Raw genomic sequence first — 13,400 nt, forward strand, 5'->3', positions numbered from 1 at the left:
CGGCACCCCCGCACAGGGTTGCCGCCCTCTCCTCGTGGTCCGAAACCGCCGCCGGATCGTGAGGGTCGGGGATCAACGGCGGTTCCGGGGTCCTGGGGTCAAGCCACGGTCAGCGGTGGTCGCTTCCCGCCGACTGTGACGCCGCCCGGCCCGCCTCAAGGCGCGCCACCGGGATCCGGAACGGTGAGCAGGAGACGTAGTCCAGGCCCACCTCGTGGAAGAAGTGGACGGACTCCGGGTCACCGCCGTGCTCGCCGCAGACGCCGAGCTTCAGGTCGGGGCGGGTTTCCCGGCCCGCCTTCGCCGCCGCGGCGACCAGCGAGCCCACGCCGTCCTTGTCGATCGTTTCGAACGGTGATACGCCGAAGATGCCCTTTTCCAAGTACGCCGTGAAGAAGCTCGCCTCCACGTCGTCCCGGCTGAAGCCCCACACTGTCTGCGTGAGGTCGTTCGTGCCGAAGCTGAAGAACTCCGCCGCCTCCGCGATCTGACCGGCGGTCAGTGCGGCGCGCGGAAGTTCGATCATCGTGCCGATCGCCAGCTTCAGCTCCGTGCCGCTCGCCGCCTCGACCTCCGCGATGACCGTGTCGGCCTCCTCGCGGACGATCTCCAGCTCCTGGACCGTGCCGACCAGCGGGATCATGATCTCGGCGCGCGGGTCGCCCTTCGCCGCCTTGCGCTCGGCCGCGGCCTCGGCGATCGCCCGTACCTGCATCGTGAACAGGCCGGGGATGACCAGGCCGAGGCGTACGCCTCGAAGGCCCAGCATCGGGTTCTGCTCGTGCAGGCGGTGGACCGCCTGGAGCAGGCGCAGTTCGTTCTCGTGCGGCTCCTGGCGGGACTCCGCCAGGGCCACGCGGACCGACAGCTCGGTGATGTCGGGGAGGAACTCGTGCAGCGGCGGGTCCAGCAGACGGATCGTCACCGGAAGGCCGTCCATCGCCGAGAACAGCTCCACGAAGTCCTGCTTCTGCAGCGGGAGCAGCTCCTTCAGGGACTCCTCTCGCTCGGCCTCCGTGTCGGCCAGGATGAGGCGCTCGACCAGCTCACGGCGGTCACCGAGGAACATGTGCTCCGTACGGCACAGACCGATGCCCTGCGCGCCGAAGCGACGGGCGCGCAGCGCGTCCTCGGCGTTGTCCGCGTTGGCGCGCACCCGCAGGCGCCGCTTGCGGTCGGCGAACGCCATGATCCGGTGCACGGCCTCGACCAACTCGTCGGCGTCCTGAGCGCCCGCGTGCATCCGGCCCTCGAAGTACTCCACGACCGGGGACGGGACCACCGGCACCTCGCCCAGGTACACCTTGCCCGTCGAGCCGTCGATGGAGATCACGTCGCCCTCCTCGACGACGTGGCCGCCGGGCACCGTCATCCGGCGGCGCTTGGTGTCGACCTCCAGTTCCTCCGCGCCGCAGACACAGGTCTTGCCCATGCCGCGCGCGACCACGGCCGCGTGGGAGGTCTTGCCGCCGCGTGAGGTGAGGATGCCCTCCGCCGCGATCATGCCGTCCAGGTCGTCGGGGTTGGTCTCACGGCGGATCAGGATGACCTGCTCGCCGGAGCGCGACCACTTCACCGCGGTGTACGAGTCGAAGACCGCCTTGCCGACCGCCGCACCCGGCGACGCCGCGATGCCCCGGCCGACCTGCTCGATCTTGGCGCTCTCGTCGAAGCGGGGGAACATCAGCTGGGCGAGCTGGGCGCCGGTGACGCGCTGCAGGGCCTCGGCCTCGTCGATCAGGCCCTGGTCGACGAGCTGGGTGGCGATACGGAAGGCGGCGCCCGCGGTGCGCTTGCCGACGCGCGTCTGGAGCATCCACAGCTGACCGCGCTCGATCGTGAACTCGATGTCGCACAGGTCCTTGTAGTGGTTCTCCAGCGTCTCCATGATCTGCATCAGCTGGTCGTACGACTTCTTGTCGATCCGTTCCAGCTCCGCGAGCGGGACGGTGTTGCGGATGCCCGCCACGACGTCCTCGCCCTGGGCGTTCTGCAGGTAGTCGCCGTAGACGCCCTGGTGGCCGCTGGCGGGGTCACGCGTGAAGGCCACGCCCGTGCCCGAGTCGGGGCCCAGGTTGCCGAAGACCATCGAGCAGATGTTCACCGCGGTACCCAGATCCCCGGGGATGCGCTCCTGGCGGCGGTAGAGCTTCGCCCGGTCGCCGTTCCAGGAGTCGAAGACCGCCTTGATGGCGAGGTCCATCTGCTCGCGCGGGTCCTGCGGGAAGTCCCGGCCGGCCTCCTTCTTGACGATCTTCTTGAAGGAAGTGACGAGCTTCTTCAGGTCCGCGGCCTCCAGCTCGGTGTCGACCGCGACCTTCTTTGCCTCCTTGGCCTTCTCCAGCGCCTCCTCGAAGAGGTCGCCGTCGACGCCGAGGACGGTCTTGCCGAACATCTGGATGAGGCGGCGGTAGGAGTCCCAGGCGAACCGCTCGTCGCCGGCCTGCTTGGCCAGGCCCTGCACGGACTTGTCGGAGAGGCCGATGTTGAGGACGGTGTCCATCATGCCGGGCATGGAGAACTTGGCACCCGAGCGGACCGACACGAGGAGGGGGTTGTCGGCCTGACCGAGCTTCTTGCCCATCTTCTGCTCCAGCGCGTCGAGGTGCGCACTCACCTCGTCACGCAGTGCCGCCGGCGCCTCGCCGCTGTCGAGGTAGACCTTGCAGGCCTCGGTGGTGATGGTGAAGCCCGGAGGGACGGGAAGGCCCAGGTTGGTCATCTCGGCGAGGTTCGCGCCCTTGCCGCCGAGGAGGTCCTTGAGGTCCTTGTTGCCCTCGGTGAAGTCGTAAACGAACTTCACGCCCTCAACGCTCTTGCCGGATCCGGCTACCTGGGGATCTTTGTTTTCCGACACGGGTCTCGACTCCTCGAGGACGCGGTGGCTGCCCTGACGGCGAGGAACATACCCAGATCGAAGGCGCCTGGGTACGTCTACTTGTGCGTCATACGCCTGTAACCAGTCGTCCGCCACCGGATCGAAAGTCAAGGCTTGGTAAGCGGTGACGGGCGGATGTTTTCACTTCTTGAACGCAACCTCGCCCCCGGGCGGGACGTTGCGCTCCTATGAGCGGGTTCCAGCACGTCTGATTTCGATCGATGAACGATCAAGGGGTGGCACTGAGTGCCACCCCTTGGAGAAGTGCAGTCGCCCAAGATCCGCTCATCTGAGCGCAACCCTTATCAAGGGTGGCGAGAATCACGCTGCCACAGGCGGCGGGATTTCACCATGCGGACGTCATGCGGACGTCGTAGGGAGACGGAAACGCGCCCGTCACACCCGCAGCGCCCGCGCCCCTCACACCCCCAGCGCCCGCAGCCGCTCCTCCACCCGCTCCGGCGCGTACAGGTGCTCCACGACCAGCGCACCCGCCCCCACCAGCCCCGCCCGCTCCCCCAGCCGCGAGGTCACGATGTCCAGCCGGGCCGTGGAGCGCGGCAGCGCCCGCTGGTACAGCAGTTCCCGTACGCCGGTCAGGAAGGGCGTTCCGGCCAGATCCCCCGCGATCATCAGCACACCGGGGTTCAGCAGGGTGACGACCGTCGCCAGTACGTCCCCGACCCGGCGCCCGGCCTCCCGTGCCAGCCCCACCGCCTCCGGATGCCCGGCCGCCAGCAGCTCCCGCACGTCCGAACCGGACGCCGCCGGCACCCCGGCCTCGGCCAGCCGCCGGGCCACGGCGCCCCCGCTGGCGACGGCGGCCAGACAGCCGTACGAACCGCACCGGCACAGCGCGTCGGCGCCCTCGGGCACCCGGATGTGGCCGATGTCCCCGGCGCCGCCGTCGATGCCCCGGTAGACCGAGCCGTCGACGACGACGCCCGCGCCGATGCCGGTGGAGACCTTGACGAGGACGAACGCCGAGCAGTCGGGGTGGCCGGTGCGCTGTTCGCCGTACGCCATGAGGTTCGCGTCGTTGTCGACCAGGACGGGGACGGGCGCGGCACCGGTGTGGTCGGTGAACGACCTGGCCAGGCGGCTGCGTATGTCGTAGCCGTCCCAGCCCGGCATGATCGGGGGCTGGACGACCCGGCCGGTGTCGGTGTCGACCGGGCCGGGGACGGCGAGGCCGATGCCGCAGACCTCGTCGGCGTCGTGGCCGCACTTCTGCAGCAACTCCGCCAACCACCGCCCGAGTTCGCCGAGCACCGGCTCCGGGCCGTCCTCGACGACCAGGGTGCCGCCGTGTTCGGCGAGGATCTCGCCGGTCAGGGTGAGGACGGCCGCGCGGGCGTGGCGGGTGTCGAGGTCGGCGGCGAGGACGACGGCGTGTTCGTCGTCGAACTCCAGAGTGATCGCGGGGCGGCCGCCGAGCGGGGAGTCCACCGGGCCGCCGGCGCCCTCGCGCAGCCAGCCCGCGCGGAAGAGGCGGTCGAGGCGCTGGCCGACGGTGGCCCGGGACAGGCCGGTGACCTGCTGGAGGGCGCCACGGGTGGTGGCGCGGCCACTGCGCACGAGTTCGAGCAGCTCGCCGGCGCTGGCCTGGGTCGTGTTCCGTCCGGGCATGCGCACCCCCTTGTGTTTCCCAACCCTGCATTACATAGTGAGTTTTGCGTGTTAAATAGACGTAACTCTACGGTAGCCGAGGCCGAACCGGCCGACCGGACGTCTTTCGGGGAGCCCCGAGTGGATCGCACTGCCCACGTCACCGACCGCCCGGCACAGCGCGCGATCGCATACGATCCCGGCGCCGAGGCGCAGTCACCGCACTTCAGGGCCGAGCGGGTGCTGGCGGGCAACTGGACCGGAACGTCGACCGTCCCCTCGCGCGGGCTGTATCCGCACCAGTGGTCCTGGGACTCGGGGTTCATCGCGATCGGGCTGCGGCACGTGTCGCCGTTACGGGCGCAGATCGAGCTGGAGACGCTGCTGGCCGCGCAGTGGGGCGACGGGCGGATCCCGCACATCGTCTTCAACGCCTCCGTGCCACTGGACGCCTATTTCCCGAGCCCCGACTTCTGGCGCTCCTCGACCGCGGGGCGCGCTGCGGGCGCCCCGCGCACCGTACAGACCTCCGGCATCGTGCAGCCACCGGTGCACGCGCTGGCCGCGTGGCTGGTGCACTGCGCCGACCCGGGGCTGTCGCGGGCGCGTGGCTTTCTCGCCGGGGTGTACCCGCGGCTGGCGGCCTGGCACCGCTATCTGCTGCACCGGCGTGACCTGGGCGGCGCGGGGCTCGCGTCGGTGGTCCACCCCTGGGAGCAGGGCATGGACAACAGCCCCTGCTGGGACGCCCCGCTCGCCCGCATCACCCCGGCCCCGGCCCGCTCCTTCCGCCGCGCCGACCTCGACCACGGCGCACCCGAGGACCGGCCGACGGATCTGGACTACGGGCGGTATGTGCGGCTGGCGACGGACTACCGGGAGCGCGGATACGCCGATGGTGTGAGCGACTTCGCGGTGGAGGACCCCGCGTTCAACGCGCTGCTGATCGCCTCGGAGCACGCGCTGGCCCGGATCGCACGGGAGTTGGGAGCGACGGGCACGGCCCGGCACGCACGGGCGGAACGGCTGACGGGGGTGCTGATCGAGCGGTTGTGGGACCGGGCGGCGGGGATGTTCTTCTGCCGGGACCTGCGCAACGGCGAACTGATCCCCGAACGCAGCGTCTCCGGCCTGATCCCCCTGCTCCTGCCCACCCTCCCCCGCAACATCACCGCCGCCCTCGTGCGCACGCTCGACGGGCCGCACTTCGGGGCGCGCCTCGTGCCCAGTTACGACCTGCTCGGCGAGGCCTTCGACCCGCACCGGTACTGGCGTGGGCCCGCGTGGTTCAACACGAACTGGCTGGTGGAGCGAGGGCTCAGGGTGCGCGGCGACACCGAGCGGGCCGACGTCCTGCGCGACGCGATGCTCGACACCGCCGACACCTCCGGGTTCGCGGAGTACGTGGACCCGCACACCGGCGAGGCCTGCGGGGCGACCGGCTTCAGCTGGACCGCCGCGCTCACGCTCGACCTACTTCAAGCCAAGGGTGCCAACGGAGCCAAGGGAGGGGACCGGGGATGACGGACCGGCATCATCTGCTCGTGCACGGCGGGACGTTCGCCGCCGTCGGCGACGGCGGGGACATCAGCGGCGTACGGGGCGGCAGCTCACCGGACGGCCTGTTCGTACGCGACGCCCGGCATCTGAGCCGCTGGCAGCTCACCGTCGACGGGGCCGTGCCCGAGGCTCTCAGTCCCGTCGCAGGCGGGGACACCGCCCGCTGTGTCCTCGTGCCGCGCGGCGGCCGGCAGGAGCCGTCGGGGTACGCGGTCTTCCGGGAACAGGCCGTCGGGGACAGCTCGTTCGTGGAGCTACTGCGCGTCACCAGCAACCGCCCGGTGCCGGTCACGGTCCGCCTGGCGCTCACCGTCGACGCCGACTTCGCCGACCAGTTCGAGCTGCGCTCCGACCACCGTACGTACGCAAAGACCGGCGCCGTCCGCTCCCGCCGGGTCGTCGAGGACGGCGTGGAGTTCACCTACCAGCGGGGCGAGTGGCGATCCCGTACGACGGTGACCGCCGACCCCGCCCCGGACGCCGTGGAGGAGACCGGCACCGGCGCCCGCCGCCTCGTATGGACCCTCGATCTGGAACCGCACGGCACGGCCGGACTGACACTCCGTGTCATCGCCCGCCCGCACGGCGAGAAGCGCGCGCTGCGCGTGCCCCGCTCCCCCGGCGCCGTCAACGAGCAACTCCTCGCGATGGAGGGCCGGTTCATCGAGGGCGTCGCCTTCCCGACCGGCTGGCCGGAGCTGGCGGCGGCTTGCGCGCGGGGCCTCGCCGACCTCGCCGCGCTCCAGGTCCCGGCCACCGGCCCGGACGGCGAGGAGCTGCGCGTCACGGCCGCCGGAGCCCCCTGGTTCCTGACCCTGCTGGGCCGCGACGCCCTCCTGACCTCCCTCTTCGCCCTCCCCTACCGCCCGCAGCTGGCCGCCGCCACCCTGCCCGCCCTCGCCGCCACCCAGGCGACCGGGACGAACCCCGGTTCGGTCGCCCAGCCCGGCAAGATCGTGCACGAGGTACGGCACGGCGAGCTGGCGCACTTCGGGCAGGTGCCGTACGGGCGTTACTACGGCTCGGTGGACGCCACCCCGCTGTTCCTGGTGCTGCTCGGGGCGTACGTCGAGCAGACCGGGGACACCGGCCTCGCCCGCCGTCTGGAGCCGCACGCCCGCGCGGCCGTCGGCTGGATGCTGGACCACGGCGGGCTGACCTCGCGCGGCTACCTCGTCTACCGCGCCGACCAGGGGGGCCTGGCCAACCAGAACTGGAAGGACTCCCCCGGCGCCATCTGCTCCGCCGACGGCACCCGGCCGACCGGCCCGGTGATGGCGGCGGGCGCGCAGGGCTACGCGTACGACGCGCTGCGCCGCACGGCGTGGCTGGCCCGCACGGCGTGGGAGGACCAGACGTACGCGGCGCTGCTGGAGCAGGCGGCCGGTGATCTGCGCGACCGTTTCCAGCGGGACTTCTGGATGCCGGACCGGTCCTTCCCCGCCCTCGCCCTGGACGGCGACGGCCGCCAGGTGGACGCGCTGGCCTCGGACGCCGGGCATCTGCTGTGGTCCGGGCTGCTCGACAAGGAGTACGGCGAGGTCGTCGGCCGGCGGCTCGTCGAACCGGACTTCTTCTCCGGCTGGGGGGTGCGCACGCTGGCGGCCGGGCAGGCGGCGTACCACCCGCTGTCGTACCACCGCGGCTCGGTCTGGCCGCACGACAACGCGCTGATCACCCTCGGTCTCGCCCGCTACGGCCTGCACGACGAGGCCCGCACGGTCGCCCACGCGCTGGTCGACGCGGCGACCGCGACCGGGCACCGGCTGCCGGAGGTGCTCGCCGGGTACGGCCGGGACACACACGCCGAGCCGGTGCCGTATCCGCACGCGTGCGTACGGGAGTCGCGGTCGGCGGCGGCACCGCTGGCGCTGCTGACGGCGGTCGGGGGCGCGTGAGTTTCCGGCGCGGGTGAACGCAGTGGGGCGGCGGGCCGTACGAGAGGGCGGCGGACCCGTTCCCCCACGCCGGGTCCGCCGCCGCACTGCGCTTTCGTACGGAGGGACCTTCGGGTGGCTGTCTTCACGCGTCAACCACGGCACACGACCGAGGACGCACCGGACGACACCGAGCCCCAAGCCCCCGAAGGCCGCCTCACCCGCCGGCGCACCGCCCACCCCACCGCCACCCGCGTCCTGCGCCGCACCGCCACCGGCCTCTGCGCGGCCCTGGTCCTGATCGCGCTGCTGATGCCCAACACCCTGCAGACGATGACGGCGGGCACGTTCCTGCGCATCCCGGTGGAGGCGATCATCGGGGCCGCCGTGCTGCTGGTGCTGCCGCGCCGACCCCGGCTGGTGGCAGCCGTCGTGGCCGGGCTCGGGCTCACCGCGTTGACCGCGCTGAACCTGCTCGACATGGGCTTCAACGAATACCTCGGCCGCGACTTCAACCTCGTCCTCGACTGGGGCCTGCTCGACGACGCCCAGGCGTACATGGAGGACACGATGGGCGCGGCCGGAGCCATCGTGCTCGCCGTCGGCGCCGTCGCCCTCGTCGTACTCCTCGGCGCCTTGATGACGCTGGCGACGGTCCGGATGAGCGGTGTACTCGTCCGGCACCGCACGGTCGCCGTCCGGTCGACGCTCGCCGCCGCCGTCGTATGGACCCTGACGTACGCGCTGGGTCTGCAGTTCGCCGGGTTGCCGGTCGCGGCCGACAACGCGGCGGCGCTGACGGAGGCCCGGGCGGAGAAGGTGCAGGCGACGCTGCGGGACGAGGCGGCGTTCGCGCGGGAAGCGAGGACGGACATCTTCGCCGACACCCCCGGCGAGCAGCTCGTACCGGATCTGCGCGGCAAGGACGTCATCTTCACCTTCATCGAGTCCTACGGCCGCAAGGCGATCGAGGACCCACTGATATCGCCCGGCGTCCGCCAGACCCTCGACACCGGCACCGAGGCCCTCACCGAGGCGGGCTTCGCCGCGAAGAGCGGCTGGCTGACCTCCGCGACCTTCGGGGGCAGCAGCTGGCTCGGCCACTCCACGTTCCTGTCCGGGCTGTGGGTCGACAGCCAGCAGCGCTACGCGACCGTCACCTCCGGGGACCATCTCACCCTGACCAAGGCGTTCCAGAAGACCGGCGACTGGCGGACCGTCGGGATCATGCCGGGGGTGCAGAAGGGCTGGCCGGAGGCGAATTTCTACGGGCTGGACACCGTGTACGACGCCTTCGAACTCGGCTACAAGGGACCGAAGTTCAGCTGGTCGACGATGCCGGACCAGTACACGCTGGAGGCGTTCCAGCGGCTGGTGCACGGCAAGAAGCGCGACAAGCCGCTGATGGCGGAGGTCATCCTGACGTCCAGTCACCAGCCCTGGTCGCCGCTGCCGAAGATGGTCGACTGGGAGGACCTCGGCGACGGCTCGCTCTTCGGTCCCGTCGAGAAGGCGGGCACCGATCCGGCGGACATCATCGCCGACAGCACCCGGTCGAAGGAGGAGTACGGCAAGTCCATCGAGTACTCGGTGACCAGCCTCACCCAGTGGCTTCAGCGGTACGGCACCGAGGACACCGTCCTGGTCTTCCTCGGCGACCACCAGCCCATCGTCCGGGTCAGCGGCTACGACTCCGGCCGGGACGTGCCGGTGTCGATCGTCGCCAAGGACCCGAAGGTGCTGGACAAGATCGCGGGCTGGGGCTGGTCGGACGGGCTGCGGCCCGCGCAGGACGCGCCGGTGTGGAAGATGAGCGACTTCCGGGACCGCTTCCTGACGGCGTACGGCTCGATCCCGTCGGGGAAGAAGGGCTGATCAGCCGCCGGAGGTGTCCAGTTCGGCGTCCTCGCTGATCCCCGCGCAGTCGTACGGGTCCTTCAGCCAGCCGTCCGGCAGGACGACGCGGTTGTTGCCGGAGGTACGGCCGCGAGGGCCGTCGGCGCCGACCGGCCAGGGCTGGTCGAGGTCCAACTCGTCCAGTCCGGCGCGCAGTTCTGCGAGCGAGGACGTGATGGCGAGCCGCTTGCGCATCTCGGAGCCGACCGCGAAGCCCTTCAGATACCAGGCGACGTGCTTGCGGAAGTCGATGACGCCGCGCGACTCGTCGCCGATCCACTCACCGAGCAGGGTGGCGTGCCGGACCATGACATCGGCGACCTCGCGGAGCGTGGGCCGCGCGATGTCCTGAGGACGCCCCTCGAAGGCGGCCACCAGATCGGCGAACAGCCACGGCCGCCCCAGGCATCCGCGCCCGACCACGACCCCGTCGCAGCCGGTCTCCTTCACCATCCGCACCGCGTCCTCGGCCGACCAGATGTCGCCGTTGCCGAGCACGGGGATCTCCGGCACATGCTCCTTCAGCCGGGCGATGGCGTCCCAGTCGGCGGTGCCGCCGTAGTGCTGGGCGGCGGTACGGCCGTGCAGGGCGATGGCGGTGACGCCCTCCTCGACGGCGATCCGGCCGGCGTCGAGGTAGGTGATGTGGTCGTCGTCGATGCCCTTGCGCATCTTCATGGTGACCGGCAGGTCACCGGCCCCGGAGACCGCCTCCCGGAGGATCGCGCGGAGCAGGTTGCGCTTGTACGGCAGCGCGGAGCCGCCGCCCTTGCGGGTCACCTTCGGCACCGGGCAACCGAAGTTGAGGTCGATGTGGTCGGCCAGGTCCTCCTCCGCGATCATGCGGACGGCCTTGCCGACGGTCGCCGGGTCCACGCCGTACAGCTGGATCGAACGCGGCTTCTCGGTCGCGTCGAAGTGGACCAGCTGCATGGTCTTCTCGTTGCGCTCGACCAGCGCCCGGGTCGTGATCATCTCGCTCACGAACAGGCCCTTGCCACCGCTGAACTCCCTGCACAGGGTGCGGAAGGGCGCGTTGGTGATCCCAGCCATGGGGGCCAGGACGACGGGCGGCTGGACGGTGTGCGGACCGATCTGCAGGGGCGTGGACATTCCTCCATTGTGCCGTGCAATGAGTTGGTAAAATTCGTTAGTTAGCCACACTATCGAAATCGGCGTATGGTGGGCCACATGCCCGAGCTCAGCCCCCGACGCCGCATGCTGGTCCTCGCGATCTGCTGTATGAGCCTGCTGATCGTGAGCCTCGACAACACCGTCCTGAACGTCGCCCTGCCCTCGATGCAGCGCGACCTGCGGGCCAGCACGTCCGGCCTCCAGTGGACGATCGACGCCTACACCCTCGTCCTGGCGTCCCTGCTGATGCTCGCGGGCTCCACGGCCGACCGGATCGGCCGCAAGCGGGTGTTCATGGCGGGCCTGATCGTCTTCACCATCGGCTCGGCGCTGTGCTCGGTGGCGCCCAATCTGGACACGCTGGTGGTCTTCCGCATGGTGCAGGCGGTGGGCGGCTCGATGCTCAACCCGGTCGCCATGTCGATCATCACCAACACCTTCACCGACCCGCGCGAGCGCGCCCGTGCGATCGGGGTGTGGGGCGCGGTCGTCGGTATCTCGATGGCTGCGGGCCCGCTGGTGGGCGGCCTGCTGGTGGAGGCGGTGAACTGGCGGGCGATCTTCTGGATCAACCTTCCGGTGGGGGCCGCCGCACTGCTGCTGACGCTGCGGTACGTCCCCGAGTCCCGCGCCCCGAAGGCGCGGCGGGCCGATCCGGTGGGTCAGCTGCTGGTGATCGCGCTGTTCGGGGCGCTGACGTACGCGATCATCGAGGCGCCGAGCGCCGGGGGCGCGACGGTGGCGCCGTTCGTGGCGGTGGCGTTGGCCGCGTTGGTGGGCCTGCTCGTGTACGAGCCGCGTCGCGCGGAGCCGTTGATCGATCTGCGGTTCTTCCGGTCGGCGCCGTTCAGTGGGGCGACGGTGATCGCGATCAGCGCGTTCGCGGCGCTGGGTGGGTTCCTGTTCCTGTCGACGCTGTATCTGCAGAACGTGCGGGGGCTGGACGCGCTGCACGCCGGGCTGTGGATGCTGCCGATGGCTGTACCGACGTTCCTGTGCGCGCCGGTGGCCGGGCGGCTGGTGGGGACTCGGGGGCCGCGGGTGCCGTTGCTGATCGCGGGGGTGGCGATGACGGCGAGTGCGGTGCTGTTCGCGGGGTTCGAGGGGGAGACGTCGGATGTCACGTTGTTCGTGGGGTACGTGCTGTTCGGGGTGGGGTTCGGGTTCGTGAACGCGCCGATCACGAATACGGCGGTGTCGGGGATGCCGCGGGCCCAGGCGGGGGTGGCGGCGGCGGTTGCCTCTACGAGTCGGCAGCTCGGGCAGACGCTGGGGGTCGCGGTGGTGGGCGCGGTGCTGGCGTCGGGGATCGGGGGGTCGTCGTATCGGGAGGCGTTTGTTTCGGCTGCTCGGCCGGGGTGGTGGGTTCTCGTGGTGTGTGGGGTGGGGGTGCTGGTGTTCGGGGTGTTGAGCAGTGGGCGGTGGGCTCGGGGGACTGCTGAGCGGGCGGCTGAGCGGTTGGAGGCCGGTGGGGGGCGGCAGGTGGTGGGGGCTGCTGAGGGTGCCTAGGTGCGGGTTGTACGTGGCTGGTCGCGCAGTTCCCCGCGCCCCTTCAGGTCGGTCGCCTTGCCCAGCGATATAAGGCGCAGCTTCTCCAAGCGCTCCCTCGACTCCTCGTCCGCCGGGACGTACGTCACCATCCTCGGGCCGGTCTCGGGGCTGAGCCACAGGTCCGTGTGGTCGAGCACCACCCGGCCCACGTGCCGGTTGAGGAACTCCTTGCGCTTGGTGCGGTGGGCCACGACCTCATGGCGGTCCCAGGCCTCGCGGAACTCGGGGGACTCCGTGCGCAGGCGGCCCAGCAGCATCTTCCAGGCGGGCTCGGCCAGGTGACCGGCCATCGCGGCGCGGAAGCGGGCGGCCATCAGGCGCTGGGTCTCCTCCAGGTGCACGATCGAGGACTGCCACTCGGGGTGGGTGTAGGAGAGGACCAGGCAGTTGCGGTCCTCGGGCGGGACCGCGTCCAGGTCGCACAGGAGCAGGCCGTAGGTGCGGTTGTAGGCGAGGATGTCGTACCGGGCGTTCTGCAGGCACGCCGGGTACGGCTCCAGCTGTTCGAGGACGGCCCGCATCGCCGGGGTCACCGACGGGCACGTCGTCGCCGGCGTCGGGTCCGTGGTGCCGGCCAGGGTGAAGAGATGGGCGCGTTCACCGGCGTCCAGCAGGAGGGTGCGGGCGAGGGCGTCCAGGACCTGTACGGAGACCTGGATGTCCCGGGCCTGTTCGAGCCAGGTGTACCAGGTGACGCCGACCGCGGAGAGCTGCGCGACCTCCTCGCGGCGCAGGCCGGGCGTGCGGCGCCGGCGGCCGCGGGGCAGGCCGACCTGCTCGGGGGTGATCCGCTCGCGGCGGCTGCGCAGGAACGCGGCGAGCTCGTGCCGCCGGATCTCGGCTTCCCGGGGGCGCACCGCCGGTTCCTGAGCCATCGTCGTCATGTCCCCCAGCCT

General features: G+C 71.1%; 8 protein-coding genes. 4 read left to right on the top strand and 4 right to left on the bottom strand.

The window, feature by feature from the left end; all coding sequences use genetic code 11:
• Positions 1 to 109: 109 nt before the first annotated feature.
• Positions 110 to 2,857 (bottom strand): pyruvate, phosphate dikinase, encoded by a 2,748-nt coding sequence (gene ppdK / locus SSP24_RS17770; RefSeq protein WP_141310552.1) that lies wholly within the window; start codon positions 2,855 to 2,857, stop codon positions 110 to 112.
• A gap of 441 nt (positions 2,858 to 3,298) precedes the next feature.
• Positions 3,299 to 4,507 carry an ROK family protein gene (locus SSP24_RS17775; RefSeq protein WP_141310553.1) on the bottom strand — a complete coding sequence of 403 codons (1,209 nt, stop codon included), beginning with the start codon at positions 4,505 to 4,507 and terminating at the stop codon, positions 3,299 to 3,301.
• 120 nt (positions 4,508 to 4,627) lie between these two features.
• Here SSP24_RS17775 and SSP24_RS17780 point away from each other — a divergent pair, with 120 nt between their 5' ends.
• The 3 genes from SSP24_RS17780 (at position 4,628) to SSP24_RS17790 (ending at position 9,798) form a co-directional block, all read left to right on the top strand.
• Positions 4,628 to 6,010: an MGH1-like glycoside hydrolase domain-containing protein gene (locus SSP24_RS17780; RefSeq protein ID WP_141310554.1), complete on the top strand. Its 1,383-nt coding sequence runs from the start codon at positions 4,628 to 4,630 to the stop codon at positions 6,008 to 6,010.
• Positions 6,007 to 7,944, top strand: a complete 1,938-nt coding sequence (locus tag SSP24_RS17785) for an amylo-alpha-1,6-glucosidase (protein ID WP_141310555.1) — start codon at positions 6,007 to 6,009, stop codon at positions 7,942 to 7,944. Before SSP24_RS17780 ends, SSP24_RS17785 begins: the two co-directional genes overlap by 4 nt.
• A 114-nt stretch (positions 7,945 to 8,058) precedes the next feature.
• Entirely contained in the window at positions 8,059 to 9,798 is a 1,740-nt protein-coding gene (locus SSP24_RS17790) for an alkaline phosphatase family protein (protein WP_141310556.1), read from the top strand.
• Here the strand turns inward: SSP24_RS17790 and dusB are convergent, their stop codons facing one another.
• Positions 9,799 to 10,932 carry a tRNA dihydrouridine synthase DusB gene (dusB, locus tag SSP24_RS17795; RefSeq protein ID WP_141310557.1) on the bottom strand — a complete coding sequence of 378 codons (1,134 nt, stop codon included), beginning with the start codon at positions 10,930 to 10,932 and terminating at the stop codon, positions 9,799 to 9,801.
• A 78-nt stretch (positions 10,933 to 11,010) separates the two neighbouring features.
• Between dusB and SSP24_RS17800 the strand changes: the two genes are divergently transcribed.
• Positions 11,011 to 12,462: an MFS transporter gene (locus SSP24_RS17800; protein WP_141310558.1), complete on the top strand. Its 1,452-nt coding sequence runs from the start codon at positions 11,011 to 11,013 to the stop codon at positions 12,460 to 12,462.
• On the opposite strand, the gene SSP24_RS17805 is transcribed toward SSP24_RS17800, so the two are convergent.
• Complete coding sequence (locus SSP24_RS17805) at positions 12,459 to 13,388, bottom strand: helix-turn-helix transcriptional regulator (RefSeq protein WP_141310559.1); 930 nt, start codon at positions 13,386 to 13,388, stop codon at positions 12,459 to 12,461. The two genes, SSP24_RS17800 and SSP24_RS17805, sit on opposite strands and share 4 nt — an antisense overlap.
• Positions 13,389 to 13,400: the final 12 nt, after the last annotated feature.

Origin of the sequence: Streptomyces spinoverrucosus (genome assembly GCF_006539505.1) — a bacterium.
GTDB classification, from domain to species: domain Bacteria; phylum Actinomycetota; class Actinomycetes; order Streptomycetales; family Streptomycetaceae; genus Streptomyces; species Streptomyces spinoverrucosus.

What these genes read in the sequence shown, in the direction of transcription:
- SSP24_RS17775 (WP_141310553.1), bottom strand. Translation starts at nt 4,507, where the DNA reads ATGCCCGGACGGAACACGACCCAGGCCAGCGCCGGCGAGCTGCTCGAA.
- SSP24_RS17800 (WP_141310558.1), top strand. Translation starts at nt 11,011, where the DNA reads ATGCCCGAGCTCAGCCCCCGACGCCGCATGCTGGTCCTCGCGATCTGC.
- SSP24_RS17785 (WP_141310555.1), top strand. Translation starts at nt 6,007, where the DNA reads ATGACGGACCGGCATCATCTGCTCGTGCACGGCGGGACGTTCGCCGCC.
- dusB (WP_141310557.1), bottom strand. Translation starts at nt 10,932, where the DNA reads ATGTCCACGCCCCTGCAGATCGGTCCGCACACCGTCCAGCCGCCCGTC.
- SSP24_RS17805 (WP_141310559.1), bottom strand. Translation starts at nt 13,388, where the DNA reads ATGACGACGATGGCTCAGGAACCGGCGGTGCGCCCCCGGGAAGCCGAG.